The organism is Streptomyces sp. NPDC050732 (assembly GCF_040654255.1).
GTDB lineage: Bacteria > Actinomycetota > Actinomycetes > Streptomycetales > Streptomycetaceae > Streptomyces.
On the sequence record NZ_JBFAHP010000006.1, the window covers coordinates 228,355 to 249,514 of the forward strand.

Sequence of the window (21,160 nt, forward strand, 5' to 3'; positions counted from 1 at the left end):
CGGCCGCAGATCCAGCGACTTCGACTTCGACGACCGTGTGCCATCCGGTGGGCGCGTGCGTTCCCCCGTGGGCATGGAGTTGCCCACCGGCGCACGCGAGCACCGCGGCCACCAGCAGGACGTACAGCGCCTTACAGATAAGCCGTGGGGTACGAATGAGCGGCGTGTTACGAGTGAACAGCCGAGGCAGCACAGATCCTCCACGCGGCAGCTGCCCGGCCGGGGCACGGACGCGGCAAGCGTGCCGTCTGCGGCCGGAACGAGGACAGACCGGTCAGGGAACCGGGCCGGCCTAGACGCGCAGAATCGTGGAATCGACCGCGTGGGCTATCGGGATCACGAAGTCCCGGCCCGCGCCGCGCTGGACGCGGACCGGCCCGGACACGCTGCCCTGCCGCTGCGGATCCAGCGGCGAGAGGCAGGGCAGGTCCACGCCGGGCCCCTGCGGGGGCTGCCCCAGGGCGCACTCCTCGACGGTGTGCTGCTGGGGATGGTCGTGCCGGGGGCCTTCCTGTGCCCCGGCGACCACGGGAGCGTCCTCCGGCACCGGAGTCAGCGCGGCGAGCGACATCACGGGACCGTCGACCCGCAGGTGACGGCTCGTGGCCTCCGAACTGGCCACGTGCGTGAACACCAGTCCGAAGAGAAAGAGGCCCAGCCCCACGGCCCGCCACAGAGCCGCCGTCGAGCGGCTCCGCCGGGCACCGGTAGGAGACCAGGCCGTCATCACGCCGTGATCCTAGCCCGACACATCAGACCCGTCGACCACACCGATTCGGTCGACTCGGCCGACTCGGTCGACTGCTCACCGTAGAGAAGGCAGATGGATCAGCCCTGCCTCCGTGGGGCGCGCTGATGTGACATCCGGGTCTTCGTGTCGATCAGGAAGGCGTGGCCCCCGCCGTCCCACGCCACGTTGACGAAGCCGACGAGAACGCCGTCGTCACGGGCGGCCACCCAGCCGAGGCTGTGCTCCTGGATCCTGCTCCACCACCCGGGGACGGCGTGGCCACCGTGTCACTCACAGCGGTTAAGGCGAAGGCCGCACCGGCCCCGGGCCCTCGGGAAGCCCGGGGCCGACACGAAGTGCACTCCGAAAGGTCAACGCCCAAGTGCCGGCTTCTTGCTGCTGAAGAGCCAGGTGTCGAACACACCCGACAGATCCTTGCCCGACTTCTCCTCGCACAGGGCGATGAACTGCTGAGTGTCGGCGTTCCGGTGCCGGTATCGCTTCGTCCAGGCGTGGAGGATGTCGTAGAAAGTGTCGTCGCCGACAGCCTCGCGCACCTTGTGCACGACCATGGCACCTCGCCCGTAGACGGGCTTGTCGGAGACCCGGGCGCCGCTGGGTGGATCGGCCGGCGGGAAGTCCCAGATGCCCCCGCTCTCCGGGTGCGTTCCGTCGTAGAACTCCTCGAAGGTCTTCCGGGCCGGCTTCCCGTCGTCGTCCTCTTGCCAGAGCCATTCCGCGTACGTGGCGAGGCCCTCATTGAGCCACATGTCCTTCCACGCCCGCGAGTGACAGAGTTGCCGAACCACTGGTGCGCCAGTTCGTGCACCAACAGCGTTTCTTCGGGCGCCTCCTGGAAGTAGGGCTTGGTCTGGGTCTCCAGGGCGTAGCTGAGCTCGGGCAGGTGGTCGACGATGGCGCCTACGGATGAGAAGGGGTACGGCCCGAAGTTCTCACTGGCCCAGTCGATGACCTCGGGCACCAAGTCCTTCACGTCTTGGGCGTCTTCGGACTCGTCCGGGTCGACGGCGACATAGACGGGCAGGCCGTCGGAGGTCCACCCTTTGTGGATCTCGAAGTAACCCACGGACACGTGGGCGAGGTAGCTCGCCATGGGCTGCTCGGTCCGCCAGCGTCGGGTGACGCGGTTTCCCTTGTCCTCCTCCTTCGTCAAGACCCCATTGCTCACCACGTCGTACGGATCACCGTCCTCGTCCTTGGGTACGGTGACAGTGATGTCGTACGTGGCCTTGTCCGCGGGATGGTTGTTGCCTGGGAACCACGTCATGGAGCCGGCCGGCTGCCCGAGGGCGGTCGAGCCGTCGTCCGTCTCGATCCAGCCCTCCAGGCTTCCGTCGGCGCCCTCGATCGTTTTCGGTGTGCCGTCGTAGGTGACGGTGGCCTTGAAGGTGTCCCCACGTTTGATCGCCTTCGAGGGCGACACGGTCAGTTCACTCTTCTCGCGGTTGAAGCGTGCACGCACACCGTCAACCACAGCGGCACGCACCTTCAAGCCTGTGAAGTCGAGGTTGAAGCGGCTCAAATCCTGGGTGGCGACGGCGGTGATGACCGCAGTGCCCTTCAGATGATTGGTGTCCGGGACGTAGTCGAGGGTCAGGCCGTAATGAGAGACGTCGTAACCACCGTTTCCCAAAGCGGGGAAGAGTGCGTCCCCGGCCCCCGGCGCCCCTGCACGGCCGACTGAGTGCTCAGTTCCCGTACAGGCCGCGCTCGCCATGAGCAACAGGGCCATCGACCATACGTATACGCGTGCAGGCCGTGCCGACCACTCTGGGCTCCACTTACCCATGCGTCGGGGCGTCACGACGTCTCGCCGGCTGCACGACGGTGCTTGCGGCGCAACAAGACAGCTCCTGCGGCGAGCACCACCGCGGCGCCGGAAGAGACCCCGACCGCGAGGCCGGAACCGAAGCTGGATCCGTTCTGCGTTGCAGCGACCTTCACCTGCGCCCTGAGGACGATGGGCGGGTAGTCACACACGTAGTCCTGTTCCCCTTCACCGACACAGTTCGCGTCCTTGTGCCGGAGGGTGAACTTCACGTCGTACGTGCCGGGTTTGGTCTCCTCCTTGATCCGGCCGACGCCCACCCAGGCGCGTCCCGTGTCACCCAGGACCGTGTCGTCGGTCAGCGCGGGACTGGAGACGGACACTGCTGTCGGATGCGGGTTGCCCGGCCGCTCCTTCACCGTGAGATCCACGATCCGGCCAGGCTCGGCCGGGCCTCCGAGGGACACGTATCCCCGTCCGGGGAAGGGCAGCGCCTCACCGTAGACCGCGCTGGCGGGCCCAAGTAGCAGCACAGGCAGGGCAATCGCGAAAATTCCGCCATACACGGATACACGTGTGAAGTTGATCATATATCTCCCAGGCCGCCACGGTTTTACGATCATGACTCATATTGGCGCGGTCACGCCACACAGCGTGATCCGCCTCTCATCTTCATATGGGGGGAAATGACCATGCGATTGCGTAGAGCACTGGGCGTCGCGGCGGGGGCCGCGGCTCTGGTTCTGCTACCGGGTCTTCCGGCGTTCGCAGACCCGGGCGATCCGACGCCCAGGGGGGAAGCCGCCGCACCGAAGGCGGTGGAGAGCACGGCGAAGCCCACCGCCCCGCCGACCCCCGTCCCGGCCGACGGTGACGACGACGCGCGCGGGTTCACGCCGGCCGACGCCGACGATTACTGGACGCCGGAGCGTATGCGAGACGCGAAGCCCGTCCAGGAGCAGGAGGCCAAGCGGTTCTCCGCTCCGACGAGGATGCCGCGTTCCACCAGCCGGCCATTTGAAGGGCTGCCGATCGTCGGCACCTTCTTCTGGAACGACGGCACCAATACCGGCCGCTTCTGCGGCGGCACGGTCGTCAAGAGCCCCGGCAAGAACATCGTGATGAGCGCCGGTCACTGCTTCGACGACCAGGACGCACGCAAGAACCTCACCTTCGTCCCGCAATACGACGACGGCAAGAAGCCGCACGGCGCCTTCACCGTCAAGCCCGGGCGCATCTATGTCGACAAGCGGTACCTGTCCAAGGGCCCTGACGCCGGTGCGGACCTCGACTTCAACTTCCTGCAGCTCGAACCGCGCGGCGGCAAGAACGTCCAAGACGTCGTCGGCGGAGCCGAGTTGAAGATCAACGCCGGGTACGACCACGCCCCGGTCCGTCTGATCGGCTACCCGGCCAACCAGAAGCGCCCGCTGGACTGCACGGACAAGACCGTCCGCTACAACAGCACCGACCCGAAGATTCCCGGCAGTTTCCTGCGCATCCAGTGCGACAAGTACTCCGGCGGCGCGTCGGGCGGCCCCTTCCTCATCAAGGAAGGCAGCGGCTGGGGCCTTATCGGCGTCATCGGCGGCTGGAAGACCGGCGGCGACAAGGACGACATCTCGTACAGCTCGTACCTCGACGGCGACGCGAAGGCGCTGTACGACGACGCGGTCAACAACCGGCAGCCGGCCGGCCGCGGCGTCCTGGGCAAGGCCGAGACCTGGCAGCACGCCGAGGCCATGGCCGGGGGCTACTTCACCGACAAGAACCCCGGTACGTGGGACTACTCCGATCTGATCGTGCGCTGGTCCGACGGCGAGGTCAGCCTGTACCGAGGCGCCGGTGAGGATACCGACAACTTCGACAAGGAGATCCGTCTGACCGGTCCTAACGGCACCTGGAAGCATGCCTCCACCATGGCGGCCGGGGACTTCACCGGTGCCGACCGCGACGATCTCATCGTCCGCTGGTCCGACGGCGAACTGACGCTCTACCCGGACGTGGACGAGAGGGGCTTCCACGGCGAGGTCCAGCTCCAGAAGCCCAATGACCTGTGGAAGAACGCCACTTCCATCACCGGTGGCCGGTACACGAGCGACAACAAGTGGACCGACGACCTTCTCGTTCGCTGGAGCGACGGCGAAGTCACCCTCTACACCAATGTCAACCGCGACGGCTTCCACGGTGAGAAGAAGCTCGCCGCGCCCAACGGCACCTGGAAGCACGCCTCGACCCTCACCTCGGGGGACTTCACCGGAAACGACCAGCACGACCTGATGGTCCGCTGGACAGACGGTGAACTGACCCTCTACAAGGACATCGACCAGAACGGCTTCCACGGAGAGGTACAGGTCAAAAAGCCCAACAGGCTCTGGACTCACGCCACCGTCCTGGCCGCCGGCGACTACACGGACAACCGGCACCCGGACGACTTCCTGGTGCGGTGGGCCGACGGCGAAGTCTCCATGTACGCGGACGCCGACGAGACCGGCCTGAACCGGGAGATCACCCTGGTCTACCCGCCCGCCTGACCCGCCGGCCAGGTTCCGCCTGGTTTGCAGGGGGGCGGCCGACCTCGTGTCGCACAGCGGACACGCCCCACCCCTTGATGTGCTCTCGTCAGCTGTGTCAAATAGGTCCGTACCAATGCCGTCGAGTGGAAGGCAGCACCGTGCGACGGATCCCCCGTCTCCCCACCCCCCTGGCCCTGCTGACGGCGACGGCCGCGACCGCGGCCGCGGCCACGCTGAGCGGCTGCGCGTGGGGCGGCGGCGACACCGAGGACACCAGGCCCCCGGCGGCACCCCGCGGCCTCACCGTGCAGGCGGGCAGCTCCACCACCGCCCACGTCATGTGGAACCAGGCCACCGACGACACCGAAGTCACCGGGTACGAGGTGTACCGCGGGACCAAGAAGGTCAAGGAGGTGCCGGGCGGGGAGCACATGGTGGACGTCGTGGGGCTGCGGCCGTCCGCCACGTACACCTTCACCGTGCGGGCCCGCGACGCCGAGGGGAATCTGAGCGAGGAGAGCAAGGAGCTCACGGTCACGATGCCCGCCGCGGCCGCCGCCGACCACAAGCCCCCGACCCGGCCCGGGCGTCTGACGGGCGAGGCCGAGGGGAGCCGGGCGGTGATGCTCTCCTGGAGCAGGTCGTCGGACAACACGAAGGTGGCCTCGTACGAGGTCTTCCAGGGCGGCTCGAAGATCCACAGTGTGGGCGGGGGGCAGACCGCGACGCTGGTCACCGGCTTGCGGCCCGGTACCGACTACACCTTCACGGTCAAGGCGCGCGACGCCGCCGACAACTTCTCGCCCGCGAGCCCCGCGGTCCGCGTCACCACCGCGGCGGGCAAGGGCTCGGGACGCGGCACCGCGCCCACCGGCTTCCGCGCGGACACCCACCGTGCCGACGGGGCGTACTACATCGACCTGTCGTGGACACCGCCGCGTACCGGCGGTGCCGTGACGGAGTATCAGATCCAGCTGGACGGCCGCACCGCCACCTCGCTCGTCTTCGGCGGCACCGCGCCGCGCGACAAGGCCGAGCACAGCTTCTACATCGGCAGGGAGGCCGGGGAGCGGCACCGGGTGCGGGTCCGGCCCAAGCTGCCGGACGGGACGTGGGGCGGCTACACCCCCGAGCGGACGGTCACCACGGGCTGAACCCGAGCCCCGGGCCGCCCCGAAGCTCAGCCCCGTCCGCGCGCCGCGGCCTCCCGCTCGCTCAGCAGCGCCGCCGCGCGCCGGCACCAGTCGCGGGACTCGCGCTCGAAGGCGAGCCCGCGCAGGCAGGTCAGATAGGGGCCGACGCGCTCGCCGGTGCGCAGGAACTCGCCCTCGGCCGCGCCGCCCCGCAGCCGTACGAGGAGCTTCTCCAGGACCTCGATCTTCGCGTCGGCGACCGCCGCCCGCTCCGTGAGCTGCTCGATCACCGGCGCGGCGGCGACGCCGTCGACGGCCTGCACCTTGACCAGCAGGTCATCGCGGATGAAGGACGGCTTCGCGGCCCGCGCGGCGAATCGCTCCATCTCGGCGAGACCGTCGTCGGTGACCTTGAACAGCCGCTTGTTGGGCCGGCCCTCCTGGACGACCTCCCGCCCCGCGATCAGGCCCTCCGTCTCCAGCTTGGCCAGCTCGGCGTAGAGCTGCTGGGGCAGGGCGTGCCAGAAGTTGGCCACGCCGATGTCGAAGCCCTTGGCCAGCTGGTATCCGCTGTACTCGCCGTCCAGCAGTGCCGCGAGCACCGCGTGCCGCAGAGCCATCTTCCGGATCCCCTTCCCTCCAGCCGCACTTCACTCCATCATAGTCATCGATCTGACTAATCATATTCGTGACTATGCGGCTATGCATCCACGGAGGAACCATGACCCATCCCACCGCCGCGCGCTTCCGTGCCGTCGTCGAGCAGCGCGATCTCGACGCCCTGGAGGAGCTGTTCACGCCGGACGTCCGCTTCTACAGCCCGGTGAAGTTCACGCCCTTCGAAGGCCGTCCCATGGTGCTCGGGCTCTTCGGCGTGCTGCTGCGGACGTTCGAGGACTTCCGGTACGTCGGCGCGTACTCGGGCGAGGCGCGAACCAGCTCCGACGGCGGTGAGGCGGAGTCGGACGTGCTCCTCTTCCGCACCACCGTGAACGGGAAGGAGATCCACGGCATCGACCTGCTGCACTTCGACGAGGAGGGGCGGATCAAGGAGTTCACCGTGATGGTGCGCCCGCAGTCGGCGGTCCAGACGCTGGGGCAGGCGGTGCACGAGGGGCTGGTCGCGGACGGCCTCGTGCCCGCCCCCCATTGACGCGTCTGCGCCGGACGATGGATTCCGTCACCTGCCCGGCGGCCGTCCGCATGCGGTCGCCGCTCGCGGCACGTTGGCTCTTCGTCAGGTAGCACGGGCGTTCCCCGACTCTCGGCGGCGCATGGGTTGTACCGCCTCCCGTGTCACCGGAGGGCAGACTCATGCGTACTACTCAGATATGTGTCCGTACCGGCCTGACCGTCGCCGCCGCCGCGCTGCCGCTGATACTGGGTGCTCCTTCGGCGTCCGCGGCCGACGATCTCACCGTCACCGCCACCGGTTCCACGGTGCGGGCCACCACCGCCTCCTGTCCCGACGGCGGTACGGCCTCGCTCATGGGCGCGGCCAACGCCAGCTTCGCCGGCGGCCAGCAGGCGGCGTTGGTCAACGGCAGCGCCTCCTGGCGGAACGTCAGCGCCGGTTCCTACACGGTGCTCGTCTCCTGCAAGGACGGCACGCAGGTCGGACCTCGGACCGTCACCGTCGGCACCACGCCGACGGCCTCCTCGACGACCGCGCCCGCGCGGGGCGTCCGCGGAGGACTCGGGGGCGGTTCCGAGGACCGCGGCACGATCACGCTCGTCACCGGCGGGGCCCTGGTGGCCGCGGCCGCGGCCGGCGGTGTCTGGTACCTGCGCCGGCGCGGAGCCACCGGCCGCCCCTGACCGAGGGCCACGGCCGGCACCTCGCCGACGACCGCCGCCCACCCATAGGCATTCCGGGTGGGCGGCGGTCGCGCGCGGAGGCACCCTTGCCGACCCCGCCGAACCGCCTTACCGTCCTCCCAGCCGACAGGGGAGGGCGCGTTCATGCCACGACCGCTCAGCGTTCAGCTCTACACCGTGCGCGACCAGCTCGTCGCCGACCGGGAGGGGACGCTGCGCCGCCTCGCCGGTCTGGGGTACGGCGCGGTGGAGGCGTACGACGTGCTCGGCGACCCGGAGGGGCTGCGCCGCGTCGTCGACGACCTCGGGCTCACCGTCTCCGGCACGCACGCCGTGCAACTGCTCGGCCCGGAGCCGGAGCACGTCCTCGACGCCGTGCGGACGCTCGGGACGGATGTCGCGATCGTTCCCGCGGGCATCCCGCCCGAGGAGTTCACCTCCCACGACGGGCTCGCGCGCACGGCCGACCGCCTCAACTCCCTTGCCGCACTGGCCCGTCGGCACGGTGTACGCATCGGCTACCACAACCACTGGTGGGAGATCGAGCCCCGCTTCGGCGACGAAGGGGCGGCGGCCCCGCACGCCGTCGACGTGCTCGCCGGGCTGCTCGACCCGGACGTCTTCCTGGAGATCGACACCTACTGGGCGGCGGTCGGCGGCGCCGACGTCCCGGGCCTCCTGCGCCGCCTCGGCGACCGGGTGCGGGCGCTGCACCTCAAGGACGGCCCCGGCACCAGGGAGGGCCCGAACGTGGCGGTCGGCTGCGGCACCATGCCGATGCCGGAGATCCTCGCCGCCGCGCCGGACGCGTGGCGGATCGTCGAGTTCGACTCCTTCGCGGGCGACACGGAGGCCCTCTTCGGCGAGCTCGCGGCCAGCTCCGGCTACCTCAGCACCCTGGAGGCGCTGTGACTCCCGCACCCGTCGGCGCGGGCCCGGTCGGCGTGGCCGTCGTCGGCGCGGGCGTCATCAGCGCCGAGTACCTGCGTACGCTGAGCCGGTTCCCGGACGTCCGGGTCGTGGCCGTCGCCGATCTCGACGAGGAGCGGGCGGCCGCCGCGGCCGTCACCCACGGCATACCCGTGTCGGGCAGCCTCGGGACGGTGCTCGCGCTGTCCGAGGTCGAGCTCGTCGTCAATCTGACCGTTCCCGTCGCGCACGCGCAGGTGGCGACGGCCGCCCTGCGCGCCGGGAAGCACGTCTACGGCGAGAAACCCATCACGCTCGCCCCTGGCGAGGCGGAGAAGCTGCTCGCCGAGGCGTCGGAGCGGGGGCTGCTCGTGGGGAACGCGCCGGACACGTTCCTCGGCGCGGGCCTGCAGTCGGCGCTGCGGGCCGTGGCGGCCGGGCACATCGGCGTGCCCGTGGCGGCGACGACCGTGACGCAGAGTCTGGGGCCCGAGGGCTGGCATCCCGATCCGGCGTTCTTCTACCAGCCGGGCGCGGGGCCCCTCTTCGACCTGGGCCCGTACTACCTGACCTCGCTCGTCGCGCTGTTCGGCGGGGTAGAGCAGGTGGCCGCGACGGCGGCACGCGCGCGCATGGAGCGCGTCGTGGGGTCGGGGCCGAAGGCGGGACAGGCGTTCCCCGTCGACGTACCGACGCACGTGTCGTCGCTGATCCGGTTCGCCTCCGGTGTGCGGGCCGCCTCGACGTTCAGCTTCGACTCCGCGCTGCCCCGCATCCGCTTCGAGGTCACCGGGACCGAGGGCACCCTCGCGGTGCCCGACCCGAACACGTTCGGCGGGCCGCTGAAGCTGCTGCCCAACGGCTCCGACGAGTGGCGCGAGCTGCCCGTGCGGGGGCGGACCGACGGGCGGGGCCTCGGCGTGGTCGACATGGCGCGCGCCCTGCGGCAGGGCACCGCGCACCGGGCTTCCGGCGCGCTCGCGCTGCACGTCCTGCAGACGATGACGGCGATCGCGGACTCCGCCGAGCGCGCGCGATTCGCCTCGCTGCCCACCCAGGTCGTGCCGCCGCGGCCGCTGCCCGCGGAGTGGGACCCCCGGGAGGCGACGCTCGGCTAGGCCAAAAACCCTAAGGTGCTTCGAGTTCCTCGATGGTCCGCGTGAGCCACTGCGTCCAGAACGTCTCCAGGTCGATGCCCGCCCGCAGCACGGCGTGGCGCAGCCGGTCCTCGACGGCGTCCTTTTCTGGCGGGAAGTCGCGCCGCTCGATCTCCTCGTACTCGGCCAACTGCCGCTGGTGCAGGTCGAGATGGTGGTGCAGGTCCTCGCGGACGCCCGCGATGCCCGCCGCGCCGACGACCGCCGCGGCACGCAGGCGCAGCAGGAGGGTGTCGCGGAGCGGCTTCGGGTCCTGGCTCGCGGCCGTCCAGCGGGCCAGTTCGGCGCGGCCCGCAGGCAGGACCTCGTACTCCTTCTTCTGCCCCCGTGTCGCCCCCTGCCGCGGCAGCGCGCGGATGGCGCCCTCGCGCTCCAGCCTGCCCAGCTCGCGGTAGATCTGCTGGTGCGTGGCCGACCAGAAGTAGCCGATCGACTTGTCGAACCTGCGGGTCAGTTCGAGGCCCGACGACGGCTTCTCCAGGAGGGCGGTGAGGATCGCGTGCGGGAGTGACATGGGGCAATCCTAGGGACGGGCCGCGCGGCCACGGGCGCTCAGAGCGCGGCGGCCAGCTCCGTGCCCTGCTTGATGGCGCGCTTGGCGTCCAGTTCGGCCGCGACGTCGGCGCCCCCGATGAGGTGCGCCACGACGCCGGCCGCGACGAGCTCCTCGTACAGGTCGCGGCGCGGCTCCTGCCCGGAGCAGAGCACGACCGTGTCGACGGGGATCACGGACGACTGTCCGTCGACGGTGATGTGCAGGCCCGCGTCGTCGATCAGGTCGTAGCTGGCGCCCGCCACCATCGCGACGCCGCGGTGGCGCAGTTCGGTGCGGTGGATCCAGCCGGTGGTCTTGCCGAGGCCCTTGCCGACCTTGGACGTCTTGCGCTGCAGCAGGTGGACGGTGCGCGGCGGTGTGGGCCGCTCGGGCTTCGTCAGGCCGCCGCGCTCGCGGAAGTCCATGTCGACGCCCCACTGGCGGAAGTACGTGGCCGGGTCGAGGCTCGCCTTCTCGCCGCCGTCGGTGAGGAACTCGGCGACGTCGAAGCCGATGCCGCCCGCGCCGATGATCGCGACGCGCTCCCCCACGGGCGCGCCGTCGCGCAGCACGTCGAGGTAGCCGACGACGCTGGGGTGGTCGATGCCGGGGATCTCGGGGGTACGGGGGGTGACGCCGGCGGCGACGACCACTTCGTCGTACGCCTCCCCCGCGAGGTCGTCCGCGGTGGCGACGGTGTTCAGCCGGACGTCGACGCCGTGCAGGTCCAGCTGGGTGCGGAAGTAGCGCAGGGTCTCGTCGAACTCTTCCTTGCCGGGGACCTTGCGGGCGACGTTGAGCTGGCCGCCGATCTCGGATGCCGCGTCGTACAGCGTGACGTCGTGGCCGCGCTCGGCGGCGGAGACGGTGAAGGCGAGTCCGGCGGGGCCCGCGCCGACGACGGCGATGCGCTTCTTGGTGCGGGTGGGCGAGAGCACGAGTTCGGTCTCGTGGCAGGCGCGCGGGTTCACCAGGCAGGAGGTGATCTGCAGGTTGAAGGTGTGGTCGAGGCAGGCCTGGTTGCAGCCGATGCAGGTGTTGATGGCCTCGGGCTGCTCGGCCTTCGCCTTGTTGACGAAGTCCGGGTCGGCGAGCAGCGGGCGGGCCAGCGACACCATGTCGGCGGCGCCGTCGGCGAGCAACTGCTCGGCGATTTTCGGGGTGTTGATGCGGTTGACGGTCACGAGCGGCACGGAGACCTCGCCCATGAGCTTCTTGGTGACGAAGCTGTAGGCGCCGCGCGGCACCGAGGTCGCGATGGTGGGGATGCGTGCCTCGTGCCAGCCGATGCCGGTGTTGATGATCGTGGCGCCCGCGGCCTCGATCTCCTTGGCGAGGTGGACGACCTCTTCGAGGGTCGAGCCGCCGGGGACGAGGTCCAGCATGGAGAGGCGGTAGATGATGATGAAGTCGGCGCCGACGCGTTCGCGGGTGCGGCGGACGATCTCGACGGGGAAGCGGATGCGGTTCTCATAGGAGCCGCCCCAGCGGTCGGTGCGCTGATTGGTGGGGGCCGCGATGAACTCGTTGATCAGGTAGCCCTCGGAGCCCATGACCTCGACGCCGTCGTAGCCCGCGAGCTTGGCGAGTTCGGCGGCGCGCACGAAGTCCTCGACGGTCTGCTCGACCTCGTCGTCGGTGAGTTCGCGGGGCACGAAGGGGCTGATCGGCGCCTGGATCGCGCTGGGTGCGACGAGCTTGTCGTGGTAGGCGTACCGGCCGAAGTGGAGGATCTGCATCGCGATCTTCCCGCCCTCGGCGTGCACGGCGGCGGTGATCGCGGCGTGCTCCTTCGCCTCCGCCTCGGTGGTGAGCTTGGCGCCGCCGTCCCAGGGCCTGCCGAGCTCGTTCGGGGCGATGCCGCCGGTGACGATGAGGCCGACGCCGCCGCGCGCCCGGGTCGCGTAGAACTCCGCCATCCGCTCGAAGCCGTTCGGTGCCTCTTCGAGGCCCACGTGCATGGAGCCCATGAGGACCCGGTTGGGCAGGGTGGTGAAGCCCAGGTCGAGCGGGTTCAGCAGGTTCGGGTAACGGCTCATGCGGCCCCTCCGTACGCGGTGTCTACAGGACAGTTGTAGACCAGGCGCGAGCGTTGTGCAACTAGTTGCATAACCTCGTCGGAGGGGGCCTTCGCGGTCGACGTGATGTCCGAATCCCGCCAGCCGCGCCGCCGCGCACACCCCAGACTGGAGGCAGTACCCGAACGCTTGAGGAGAGTCCGATGACCGTCCACACGACGATCGACAGCCCGCTGGGCGAGCTGCTGCTGGTGGGCGAGGAGTCGGCCACCGCCAAGGGCGGCACCGCCCTTGCCTCGCTGTCCATGCCGGGCCAGAAGGGCGGCGCCGTCGTCCTGGACGGCTGGGTGCGCGACGACGCGGCCTTCGACGTGATCACCGCGCAGCTGCGCTCGTACTTCGCCGGGAGCCTGACCCACTTCGACATCGAGTACGCCGCCGGGGCGGGCACCGAGTTCCAGCGCAAGGTCTGGGCGGCCCTCGACACGGTGCCGTACGGCACGACGACCACGTACGGGCGGCTCGCCGAGCAGCTCGGCCTCTCCCGCGCCGCCGTCCGCGCCCTGGGCACCGCCGTCGGACGCAATCCGCTGCTCGTCGTGCGCCCCTGCCACCGGGTGATCGGCGCCGACGGCTCCCTGACCGGTTACGCCGCGGGCCTCGACCGCAAGCGGCGGCTCCTCGACCTGGAGGCGGCATGAGCACGCACGGGCCACCGCCGCCCCACGTCACCCGCCTTCGGTGAAACCGCTGACGCGCAGCGTGATGTTCAGTCGCCCGGTCAGCCCCAGCTCCGGCGGCGCGGTGCCGGGGAGCACCCGCGGCACCCCGTGGTGGGCGAGGCGGGAGGCGCCGCCGAAGACCACCAGGTCGCCGCTGCGCAGCTCGATGTCCGTGTACGGCCTGGTGCGCGTCTCCGTGTTGCCGAAGCGGAAGACGCCCGTGTCACCGAGGCTGAGTGACACCACGGGCGCCCCGGACTCCTCGTCGCTGTCGCGGTGCATGCCCATGCGCGCGTCGGCGTCGTAGAAGTTGACGAGGGCGATGTCGTACGTCTCCTCGACGTCGTGCCCTGCCGCTTCGGCCGCCCTGCGGCCCAGCTCGGCGAGCCACGGCGGCATCGGCTTCACGGGGGCGCCGTCCCCGTCGACCACGGTGCGCGCGTACTCGTACGGATACCAGTGCCAGCCCAGACAGAACTGCCGCGCCGTCATCGCGCCGCCGCCGGGCGTCCTGACCAGCCGCAGCCCGGCGGGCGGCGCCGCCCACGCACGGCAGGCCGCCACCAGCCGCAGCTGTTCCTCCGGTGCCAGCCAGTCCGGCAGGTGCGCCGCCCCCGGGCCGAGGACGGTGCGGGGCCGGGGGAACAGTTCCTCGTGGCTCACGTCGGTCAGTAGGGCCACGTCCAGTCGGCGACCTCGGGCACGTCCGTGCCGTGCTCGCGGATCCAGGCGTGGTGCCGGGTGCGGGCGTCGGCCATCGCCTGGCGCACGGCCGTCGCCCGCACCGCCAGGCCCGGGACGCGGTCGATGACGTCCATGACGAGGCGGTACCGGTCGAGGTTGTTGCGGACCACCATGTCGAACGGCGTGGTCGTCGTGCCCGCCTCCGTGTAGCCGCGCACGTGCAGGTTGTCGTGGCCGGTGCGGCGGTAGGCGAGGCGGTGGATCAGCCACGGATAGCCGTGATAGGCGAAGATCACCGGCTTGTCGCGGGTGAAGAGCGCGTCGTACTCGGAGTCCGCCATGCCGTGCGGGTGCTCCTCGCGGGGCATCAGCCGGGCGATGTCGACGACGTTGACGACGCGCACGGTGAGCTCGGGCAGGTGCTCGCGCAGCAGCGCCGCGGCGGCGAGGACTTCCTGGGTGGGCACGTCACCGGCGCAGGCGAGCACCACGTCGGGGTCCCGCGAGCCGTCGTCCGTCCCCGCCCACTCCCAGACGCCCGCCCCGCGCGCGCAGTGGGCGCGGGCGTCGTCGAGGGAGAGCCAGTCGAAGCAGGGCTGCTTGCCCGCGACGACGACGTTGACGTAGTCCCGGCTGTGCAGGACGTGCTCGGTCACGGAGAGCAGGGTGTTGGCGTCCGGCGGGAGGTAGACGCGTACGACGTGGGGGCTCTTGTTGAGCACGTGGTCCACGAAGCCGGGGTCCTGGTGCGAGAAGCCGTTGTGGTCCTGCCGCCACACGTGCGAGGTCAGCAGGTAGTTCAGGGACGGCACGGGTGCGCGCCAGGGCAGGGTGCGGGAGGTCTTCAGCCACTTGATGTGCTGGTTGACCATCGAGTCGACGATGTGGACGAACGCTTCGTAGCAGGAGAACAGGCCGTGGCGGCCGGTCAGCGTGTAGCCCTCAAGCCAGCCCTGGCAGAGGTGTTCGGAGAGGACTTCCATGACGCGGCCGTCGCGGGCGAGGTGCTCGTCCGTGTCGAGGATCCGGGCCTGCCAGGCCTTGCCCGTGGCGTCGTAGAGCGCGCCGAGCCGGTTGGACTCGGTCTCGTCCGGGCCCACGACGCGGAAGTCGCGGCGCTCCGCGGTGTCCGCCATGACCTGTGCGAGCAGTTTGCCGGCGATCCGGGTCGGCTCGTGCAGCGTCGTGCCCGGCTTGTCCACGGGGACGGCGAACTTCTCCAGGGGCGGGACGGGCAGCCGGCGGGTGAGGCGGCCGCCGTTGGCGTGCGGGGTGGCACCGAGCCGGCGCTCGCCGCCGGGCACGCAGGCCAGGACCTGGGCGGTGGGGCGGCCGTCCTCGTCGAAGAGCTCCTGGGGGCGGTAGGACTTCAGCCACTTCTCCAACTGCCGCAGGTGCTCCGGGTTCTCGCGGACTCCGGACAGCGGCACCTGGTGCGCGCGCCAGGTGTTCTCGACCGGCTCCCCGTCGACGGCCTCCGGTCCTGTCCAGCCCTTGGGCGTGCGCAGCACGATCATCGGCCACCGCGGGCGGCCCTGCGCACCCCCGCCGCCGCGGGCGGCCCGCTGGACGGCGGCGATGCGGTCGAGCGCCTGGTCCATGGCCTTGGCCATCGCCTGGTGGACCTTGCGCGGATCGTCACCGGCGACGTACAGCGGCTCGTGGCCGTACCCCTTGAGGAGCGCGTCCAGTTCGGCCTCGGGGATCCGGGACAGCACGGTCGGGTTGGCGATCTTGTAGCCGTTGAGGTGGAGGATCGGCAGCACCGCGCCGTCGTGCGCCGGGTCGTGGAACTTGTTGCAGTGCCAGGAGGCGGCCAGCGGCCCGGTCTCGGCCTCGCCGTCCCCGATCACGCAGGCGACCAGCAGGTCCGGGTTGTCGAGGGCGGCTCCGTAGGCGTGCGCGAGCGAGTAGCCGAGCTCACCGCCCTCGTGGATCGAACCGGGCGTCTCGGGCGCCACGTGGCTCGGCACACCCCCGGGGAACGAGAACTGCCGGAAGAGCTTCGCCATGCCCTCCGCGTCCCGCGAGACATCCGGGTAGACCTCGCTGTACGAGCCCTCAAGCCAGGAGTTGGCGAGTACGGCGGGTCCGCCGTGGCCCGGCCCCCACACGCACAGGGCGTCCAGATCCCGCTCCTGGATGACGCGGTTGAGGTGGGTGTGGACGAAGTTGAGGCCGGGTGACGTGCCCCAGTGGCCGAGCAGGCGCGGCTTGATGTGCTCGGGCCGCAGCGGCTCGGTCAGCAGGGGGTTGCTCATCAGATAGATCTGGCCGACGGCCAGGTAGTTGGCGGCGCGCCAGTGGGCGTCGAGCGCCGCCAGGTGGTCCTTCGCCACAGGTGCCACAGGTCCTCCTCGCGAGATTCGGGGCATACGACGGGGTCAGGCGTGCCGATCGGGTTCCACGTGAGCGGCGGGTCAGTCGTGCGGGACGCTGTCGTCGGCGCGGCTCCTCCGCGTCCAGCACATCAGCCGTGCGGGACGACCGCCACCGGGCAGGCCGCATGGTGGAGCACCGCGTGGCTGACCGGTCCGAGCTGCATGCCGAGCTGCCCCTTGCGGCGGTGGGCGCCGACCACGAGGAGGTCGGAGGCGCGGGCCGCGTCGAGCAGCGCGGTGCGGGCGTGCCCCTCCGGCACGTCGCGGCGCACCGTGAGGGTGCGGTGGGCGCGCAGGGGTGCGCGCAGCGCCTCGTCCAGCTCCTCCTCGGCCCGCCGCTGGTGCGGGTCGGTGCGCTCGGAGGGCCGGGGCCGGGCCGGGGCCTCGTGGGCCGGGCAGCGCCAGGCGTGCACGGCGCGCAGGGTGGCACCGCGCCGCTCCGCCGCGTCGCACGCGAAGGCCACGGCGGCGGCCGAGTCGCCGGGCTCCCCCACGCCGACGGTGATCCGCGCTCCGGCGTCCGGGTCCGGCTCGCCTTCGGTGTCGCGTACGACGACGACAGGCGCCGTGGCGCGGGCGGCGACCGCCAGGCTCACCGAGCCGAGCAGCAGCCCGGCGAGCCGGCCCCTGCCCCGGCTGCCGACGACGACCGCCGAGGCCTCGCCGCTCGCGCGGATCAGCGCGGCGGCCGGGTCCTCGGACAGGACCGTGCCGCTCACCTCGACGGCGGCCGTACGGCGGCGGACGTGCTCCACCGCCCGCTCGACGACGTGGTCCGCCGAGGCCTGTACGGCGTCGCCGCCGACGCCGAAGGACGGCTCGTGCCCCTCGTACCACTCCCAGCTCGACGCGTGCACGACGCGCAGCGGTGTCTCCCGCCGCACGGCCTCGTCGACGGCCCAGTCCAGCGCCCGCAAGGCGGCCGGCGAACCGTCGACACCCACGATCAGGGGCAGTTCCACGGTCGATCGTCTCCCTCCGCCACCCGGGCCGCGGCTCGGCCCGGCCGTCGCCCTACGACGCTCCCATCACGCGCGCCCGGGCGGGAGTGCCGAACAGGCCCGGTGTCGGCGGCCGCCCGTCACCGCGCGCCCCTCACCGCTCGCCCTTGACCGCCCGCAGCAGGACGAACTTGGGGTCGCTCGCCACGACCTCCGCGTTGCCGAAGAGCTTGCGGAGGCGCACGTGGTAGCCGAGGTGGCGGTTGCCGATGACCCACAGCTCGCCGCCGGGGCGCAGCGCGGCGCGGGCGCCGCCGAACATGCGGCGGGCGGTCGCGTCGGTCGTCGCCTGGTGGCTGTGGAAGGGCGGGTTGTTGAGGACGAGGTCCACCGTCCCCGGCGGCACGGCGGTGAGGGCGTCGCCGGCCACGAAGTGCGCCTCGGCGTCGTCGACGGCGTTGGCGCGGAAGGTGGCCTCGGCGGAGGCGACGGCCTGGAACGACTCGTCGATGAAGGTGACCGTGGCGTCGGGGTCCGCGACGGAGGCGGCGGTGCCGAGCACGCCGTTGCCGCAGCCGAGGTCCACGACGTGGGCGGCGCCGCGGGCGCGCGGCAGATGCTTGAGGAAGAAGCGGGTGCCGATGTCGAGCCGGTCGGCGCAGAAGATGCCCGCGTGGTTGACGACGGTCAGGCCCGCGCCGGCGCCGGAGTCGGCGGGCAGCACGTAACTGCGGGGCCACGGGCTCTTCCCGGCCGCGCGCTCCGGGTCGGGGGTGCTGAAGATGAGGCGTGCCTTCTGCCGGGCCAGCGACGTCCTGGTCGGGCCGATGATGCGCTCGAAGAGCTCCAGCGTCGACGTGTGGATCTCGGTGACCATGCCGGTGCCGACGACGACCGTGCCCTCGTGCAGGGCGGGCGCCAGCCGGTGCAGCTGGTCCTCCAGGAGGGCGAGGCTCTTCGGTACGCGGACCAGGAGCACGTCGACGCGGGCGGGCGGGGCGTCCCTGGTCGTCAGGAGCCGTGCCGCGTCCAGCGGGTGTCCGGCCCGCGCCAGGTTGGCGCGGGTGGCCTGCTGGGCGAGGAAGGAGTCGGTGATCTGCACCGGCACGCGCGCGTGCCCCGCGAGGGCGGTGGTCAGCGCGCCCCACCGGTCACCGACGACGGCCACGGTTCCGGAGAGGTCGACGGCCGCCGCCTCCTCCTCGCCGGCCAGGTGCCGCAGCAGGTAGGCGTCGGCCGCCGACCAGGCGCGCAGCTGGTCGCGGGGGTCCTCCGGGAAGCGGGTGAGGTCGTACGCGCCCCATGACGTGCTCAAACGGTTCATCGTGCCCTCAGGCTAACGGAGGGCCCGTCAGCGGCCGTGGCGCGGTCCGCGAGCCACACCGGGCGCGGGCGCCGCGGCTCACTGCCCCGGGGCCTGCTCGAACCAGGTGGGGCCGTCGGCCATCGCGTGCTTGATGCGGGACAGCGCGAACTCGTTCAGCGGGGGCAGCGCGTCCACGTCGAACCAGGCCACTTCCAGCGACTCGTCGTCGTTGACGCGCGCCTCGCCGCCGACGGCACGGCAGCGCAGGGTGATGTCCATGTACTGGCAGGTGTCGCCGTTGTCGTAGGTGACCGGCTGGAGGGCCTGCACCAGGACCACACGCTCCGGGACGCAGTGCACGGCCGTCTCCTCGTACACCTCGCGCACCGCGCACTCCGCGGGCTGCTCACCCGGGTCGGGGATGCCGCCGATCACCGCCCACCTGCCGTTGTCGGAGCGCCGCCCGAGCAGCACCCGGCCCTCGTCGTCGAAGACGACGGCGGTGACCCCGGGGAGCCAGAGCAGCTGCTGGCCCGCGGCGGCGCGGATGGTGCGGATGAAATCAGGAGTAGCCATGGTCCGACCCTATCGGCGCGGCACGACCGCCCCTGCCGGTCCGGGAGTTCACTCCGTGCCGGTGCGCCGGGTCCGCGCCGCCGCGGTCACGGCCCAGCCGAGGCCGCCCGCGGCGATCAGCACCAGGACGGCCTCGGGCAGTATGCCGAGGCGGGTGGCGGGGGTCCGCGAGGAACGCAGCGGCACCTCCTCGACGAGCGAGTCGGCGGTGTACCACGTCGTCTTCGACGTCACCTCGCCGTCCGGCATGATCATCGCGCTGACGCCGCTGGTCACCGGCACCGTGACGGCGCGGCTGTGCTCGACCGCGCGGATCCGGGACATGGCGAGCTGCTGGTAGGTCATCTCGCTGCGGTCGAAGGTGGCGTTGTTGCTGGGCACCGAGATGAGCTGTGCGCCGTGGGTGACGGTGTCGCGCACCGCCCAGTCGAACGCCGCCTCGTAGCAGGTCGCGATGCCCACCTTCGCACCGGCCATGGTGAAGACGCCGGGCTCCGTGCCGCGGCTGAAGTCCTGCCGCACCTTGTCGACGTCGCTGCTGAAGGCGCTGATGAGCGAGCGCAGCGGGATGTACTCGCCGAAGGGCTGGATCTGCCGCTTGTCGTAGGTGTCCGTGGGGCCCTTCTCCGGGTCCCAGAGGATCTGCTCGTTGTAGAGCTTGCCGTCCTTCTTCTGGACGACGCCGCCGACGGAGACGGGCGCCCCGATGGCCTTGACCGCGCGCTCGATCGCGAGGCGCGCGTCGGGGTTGGTGAACGGGTCGATGTCGGAGGAGTTCTCCGGCCACAGCACGAGGTCGGGGCGCTTCACCCGGCCGGCCTTCACCTCGGCGGCGAGGCGTTCGGTCTCGCGCACGTGGTGGTCGAGGACGGCGCGGCGCTGCGCGTTGAAGTCGAGCCCCGCGCGCGGGACGTTGCCCTGGATCGCGGCGACGGTCGCGGTGCCGTCCTCCGCCTCGTCGCTGACGAGCGCCTGCGCCGCGAAGGCGCCGGCCACGGGGACGAGCACACTGAGCGCCGCGACGGCCGCCGCGCCCCGGCGCACGACACGGGTGCCGCGTACGTCGACGACCTGGCGCACGACCTCGTACAGTCCGAACCCGCACAGGACGACCGCGAACCCGAGCACAGGGGTGCCGCCGAGCGCGGCGAGCGGCAGGAACACGCCGTCCGCCTGGCCGAAGGCGATCTTCCCCCAGGGGAATCCGTGGAACGGGACACGCGCGCGTGCCGCTTCCCCCGCGATCCACAGGGCGGCCGCCCAGAGCGGATACGCGGGCAGCCGCGAGACGGCCGCGATGCCCGCGCCCACGAGGGCGACGAAGACCGCCTCGACCGCCGCGAGCGCCAGCCACGGGCCGGGGCCGACCTCGACGCCGGTCCACACGAGGAGCGGCAGCAGGAAGCCCAGTCCGAAGAGGTAGCCGAGGCCGAGGCCCGCCTTCCAGGTCCGGCCGCGCAGGCACCAGCCGAGGGCCGCGAAGGCCGGGAGCGCCAGCCACCACAGCGTGCGGGGCGGGAAGCTGACGTAGAGCAGCACTCCGGAGAGGGCCGCCACGGCGGCGGGCACGAGCCGGCGCAGAACGCGCACGGCCCGGTGGGCCCGTGGGGTCTGCGGATCGAGCTGGTCCGGCTCGTCTACGGGAGTGGTGGTGGCGGTCACCCGGGGAGTCTACGGCGCGTCACCTGAGCGCCGACAGCTCGGTCGGCCGGGGCGACGGGAGCCTCACGCGCCACCGCCAGCCGTACCGTTCCCGCACAACCGCTCCCCTGGTGCGGCCCCAGCCATTAGCGTGCGGCCGAGCCCCCGCCACCGGACAGCTCACGTCACCTGAGCGCCGACAGCTCGGTCGGCCGGGGCGACGGGAGCCTCACGCGCCACCGCCAGCCGTTCGGAAGCGCCACCGGCTGTCCGCGGGTGCGGGGCCTGCCATTCGCGTGGGGCG

General features: G+C 71.5%; 19 protein-coding genes and 2 pseudogenes. 7 read left to right on the forward strand and 14 right to left on the reverse strand.

The window, feature by feature from the left end; genetic code table 11:
• Window positions 1-292 precede the first annotated feature (292 nt).
• The 5 genes and pseudogenes from AB0H82_RS07985 to AB0H82_RS08005 all read right to left on the reverse strand — a co-directional run bounded on the left by AB0H82_RS07985 (window position 293) and on the right by AB0H82_RS08005 (window position 3,109).
• Window positions 293-622: a hypothetical protein gene (locus tag AB0H82_RS07985; protein ID WP_362990010.1), complete on the reverse strand. Its 330-nt coding sequence runs from the start codon at window positions 620-622 to the stop codon at window positions 293-295.
• Window positions 623-873: 251 nt separating this feature from the next.
• Window positions 874-996, reverse strand: a pseudogene (locus AB0H82_RS07990) (GNAT family N-acetyltransferase); the annotation flags it as partial.
• Between the two features lie 105 nt (window positions 997-1,101).
• Complete coding sequence (locus AB0H82_RS07995) at window positions 1,102-1,500, reverse strand: M1 family aminopeptidase (RefSeq protein ID WP_362990012.1); 399 nt, start codon at window positions 1,498-1,500, stop codon at window positions 1,102-1,104.
• A gap of 389 nt (window positions 1,501-1,889) precedes the next feature.
• Window positions 1,890-2,540 (reverse strand): annotated as a pseudogene (locus AB0H82_RS08000) (M1 family peptidase); the annotation flags it as partial.
• A gap of 11 nt (window positions 2,541-2,551) precedes the next feature.
• On the reverse strand, window positions 2,552-3,109 hold the full coding sequence (locus AB0H82_RS08005; RefSeq protein ID WP_362990014.1) for a hypothetical protein: 558 nt from the start codon (window positions 3,107-3,109) through the stop codon (window positions 2,552-2,554).
• Between the two features lie 228 nt (window positions 3,110-3,337).
• On the opposite strand from AB0H82_RS08005, the gene AB0H82_RS08010 reads away from it, so the two are divergent.
• On the forward strand, window positions 3,338-5,053 hold the full coding sequence (locus AB0H82_RS08010) for a trypsin-like serine protease (RefSeq protein WP_362990016.1): 1,716 nt from the start codon (window positions 3,338-3,340) through the stop codon (window positions 5,051-5,053).
• 140 nt (window positions 5,054-5,193) lie between these two features.
• Entirely contained in the window at window positions 5,194-6,189 is a 996-nt protein-coding gene (locus tag AB0H82_RS08015; RefSeq protein WP_362990018.1) for a fibronectin type III domain-containing protein, read from the forward strand.
• A gap of 26 nt (window positions 6,190-6,215) precedes the next feature.
• On the opposite strand, the gene AB0H82_RS08020 is transcribed toward AB0H82_RS08015, so the two are convergent.
• On the reverse strand, window positions 6,216-6,788 hold the full coding sequence (locus tag AB0H82_RS08020) for a PadR family transcriptional regulator (RefSeq protein ID WP_362990020.1): 573 nt from the start codon (window positions 6,786-6,788) through the stop codon (window positions 6,216-6,218).
• Window positions 6,789-6,889: 101 nt separating this feature from the next.
• Between AB0H82_RS08020 and AB0H82_RS08025 the strand changes: the two genes are divergently transcribed.
• The 4 genes from AB0H82_RS08025 to AB0H82_RS08040 all read left to right on the forward strand — a co-directional run bounded on the left by AB0H82_RS08025 (window position 6,890) and on the right by AB0H82_RS08040 (window position 10,013).
• Window positions 6,890-7,321, forward strand: coding sequence for a nuclear transport factor 2 family protein (locus tag AB0H82_RS08025; protein WP_362990022.1), 432 nt, complete (start codon window positions 6,890-6,892; stop codon window positions 7,319-7,321).
• Between the two features lie 161 nt (window positions 7,322-7,482).
• Window positions 7,483-7,986: a hypothetical protein gene (locus AB0H82_RS08030; protein ID WP_362990024.1), complete on the forward strand. Its 504-nt coding sequence runs from the start codon at window positions 7,483-7,485 to the stop codon at window positions 7,984-7,986.
• A 144-nt stretch (window positions 7,987-8,130) separates the two neighbouring features.
• Complete coding sequence (locus AB0H82_RS08035; protein ID WP_362990026.1) at window positions 8,131-8,898, forward strand: sugar phosphate isomerase/epimerase; 768 nt, start codon at window positions 8,131-8,133, stop codon at window positions 8,896-8,898.
• The gene (locus AB0H82_RS08040; protein ID WP_362990028.1) at window positions 8,895-10,013 is read left to right on the forward strand and encodes a Gfo/Idh/MocA family oxidoreductase; all 1,119 of its coding nucleotides are present in this window, start codon (window positions 8,895-8,897) and stop codon (window positions 10,011-10,013) included. The genes AB0H82_RS08035 and AB0H82_RS08040 overlap by 4 nt, the downstream gene beginning before the upstream one ends.
• Window positions 10,014-10,023: 10 nt before the next feature.
• Here the strand turns inward: AB0H82_RS08040 and AB0H82_RS08045 are convergent, their stop codons facing one another.
• Both AB0H82_RS08045 and AB0H82_RS08050 read right to left on the reverse strand, forming a co-directional pair.
• Window positions 10,024-10,566 (reverse strand): PadR family transcriptional regulator, encoded by a 543-nt coding sequence (locus AB0H82_RS08045; RefSeq protein ID WP_362990030.1) that lies wholly within the window; start codon window positions 10,564-10,566, stop codon window positions 10,024-10,026.
• Between the two features lie 38 nt (window positions 10,567-10,604).
• On the reverse strand, window positions 10,605-12,626 hold the full coding sequence (locus tag AB0H82_RS08050) for an NADPH-dependent 2,4-dienoyl-CoA reductase (protein WP_362990032.1): 2,022 nt from the start codon (window positions 12,624-12,626) through the stop codon (window positions 10,605-10,607).
• Window positions 12,627-12,808: 182 nt separating this feature from the next.
• Between AB0H82_RS08050 and AB0H82_RS08055 the strand changes: the two genes are divergently transcribed.
• Complete coding sequence (locus AB0H82_RS08055) at window positions 12,809-13,306, forward strand: methylated-DNA--[protein]-cysteine S-methyltransferase (RefSeq protein WP_362990034.1); 498 nt, start codon at window positions 12,809-12,811, stop codon at window positions 13,304-13,306.
• A gap of 27 nt (window positions 13,307-13,333) precedes the next feature.
• Here AB0H82_RS08055 and AB0H82_RS08060 read toward each other — a convergent pair whose 3' ends face one another.
• The 6 genes from AB0H82_RS08060 to lnt all read right to left on the reverse strand — a co-directional run bounded on the left by AB0H82_RS08060 (window position 13,334) and on the right by lnt (window position 20,877).
• A complete protein-coding gene (locus AB0H82_RS08060; RefSeq protein ID WP_362990036.1) occupies window positions 13,334-13,990 on the reverse strand; it encodes an alpha-ketoglutarate-dependent dioxygenase AlkB in 657 nt (218 codons plus the stop codon).
• A gap of 5 nt (window positions 13,991-13,995) precedes the next feature.
• Window positions 13,996-16,386: a phosphoketolase family protein gene (locus tag AB0H82_RS08065; RefSeq protein WP_362990038.1), complete on the reverse strand. Its 2,391-nt coding sequence runs from the start codon at window positions 16,384-16,386 to the stop codon at window positions 13,996-13,998.
• Window positions 16,387-16,481: 95 nt separating this feature from the next.
• A complete protein-coding gene (locus tag AB0H82_RS08070) occupies window positions 16,482-17,354 on the reverse strand; it encodes a universal stress protein (protein ID WP_362990040.1) in 873 nt (290 codons plus the stop codon).
• Between the two features lie 133 nt (window positions 17,355-17,487).
• Window positions 17,488-18,657, reverse strand: a complete 1,170-nt coding sequence (locus AB0H82_RS08075) for a methyltransferase (RefSeq protein WP_362990042.1) — start codon at window positions 18,655-18,657, stop codon at window positions 17,488-17,490.
• A 78-nt stretch (window positions 18,658-18,735) separates the two neighbouring features.
• Window positions 18,736-19,215 (reverse strand): NUDIX domain-containing protein, encoded by a 480-nt coding sequence (locus AB0H82_RS08080; RefSeq protein WP_362990044.1) that lies wholly within the window; start codon window positions 19,213-19,215, stop codon window positions 18,736-18,738.
• Between the two features lie 48 nt (window positions 19,216-19,263).
• Window positions 19,264-20,877 carry an apolipoprotein N-acyltransferase gene (gene lnt / locus AB0H82_RS08085; RefSeq protein ID WP_362990046.1) on the reverse strand — a complete coding sequence of 538 codons (1,614 nt, stop codon included), beginning with the start codon at window positions 20,875-20,877 and terminating at the stop codon, window positions 19,264-19,266.
• Window positions 20,878-21,160: the final 283 nt, after the last annotated feature.

What these genes read in the sequence shown, in the direction of transcription:
- AB0H82_RS07995 (WP_362990012.1), bottom strand. Translation starts at nt 1,500, where the DNA reads ATGTGGCTCAATGAGGGCCTCGCCACGTACGCGGAATGGCTCTGGCAA.
- AB0H82_RS08005 (WP_362990014.1), bottom strand. Translation starts at nt 3,109, where the DNA reads ATGATCAACTTCACACGTGTATCCGTGTATGGCGGAATTTTCGCGATT.
- AB0H82_RS08020 (WP_362990020.1), bottom strand. Translation starts at nt 6,788, where the DNA reads ATGGCTCTGCGGCACGCGGTGCTCGCGGCACTGCTGGACGGCGAGTAC.
- AB0H82_RS08025 (WP_362990022.1), top strand. Translation starts at nt 6,890, where the DNA reads ATGACCCATCCCACCGCCGCGCGCTTCCGTGCCGTCGTCGAGCAGCGC.
- AB0H82_RS08030 (WP_362990024.1), top strand. Translation starts at nt 7,483, where the DNA reads ATGCGTACTACTCAGATATGTGTCCGTACCGGCCTGACCGTCGCCGCC.
- AB0H82_RS08035 (WP_362990026.1), top strand. Translation starts at nt 8,131, where the DNA reads ATGCCACGACCGCTCAGCGTTCAGCTCTACACCGTGCGCGACCAGCTC.
- AB0H82_RS08045 (WP_362990030.1), bottom strand. Translation starts at nt 10,566, where the DNA reads ATGTCACTCCCGCACGCGATCCTCACCGCCCTCCTGGAGAAGCCGTCG.
- AB0H82_RS08050 (WP_362990032.1), bottom strand. Translation starts at nt 12,626, where the DNA reads ATGAGCCGTTACCCGAACCTGCTGAACCCGCTCGACCTGGGCTTCACC.
- AB0H82_RS08055 (WP_362990034.1), top strand. Translation starts at nt 12,809, where the DNA reads ATGACCGTCCACACGACGATCGACAGCCCGCTGGGCGAGCTGCTGCTG.
- AB0H82_RS08065 (WP_362990038.1), bottom strand. Translation starts at nt 16,386, where the DNA reads ATGCCCCGAATCTCGCGAGGAGGACCTGTGGCACCTGTGGCGAAGGAC.
- AB0H82_RS08075 (WP_362990042.1), bottom strand. Translation starts at nt 18,657, where the DNA reads ATGAACCGTTTGAGCACGTCATGGGGCGCGTACGACCTCACCCGCTTC.
- AB0H82_RS08080 (WP_362990044.1), bottom strand. Translation starts at nt 19,215, where the DNA reads ATGGCTACTCCTGATTTCATCCGCACCATCCGCGCCGCCGCGGGCCAG.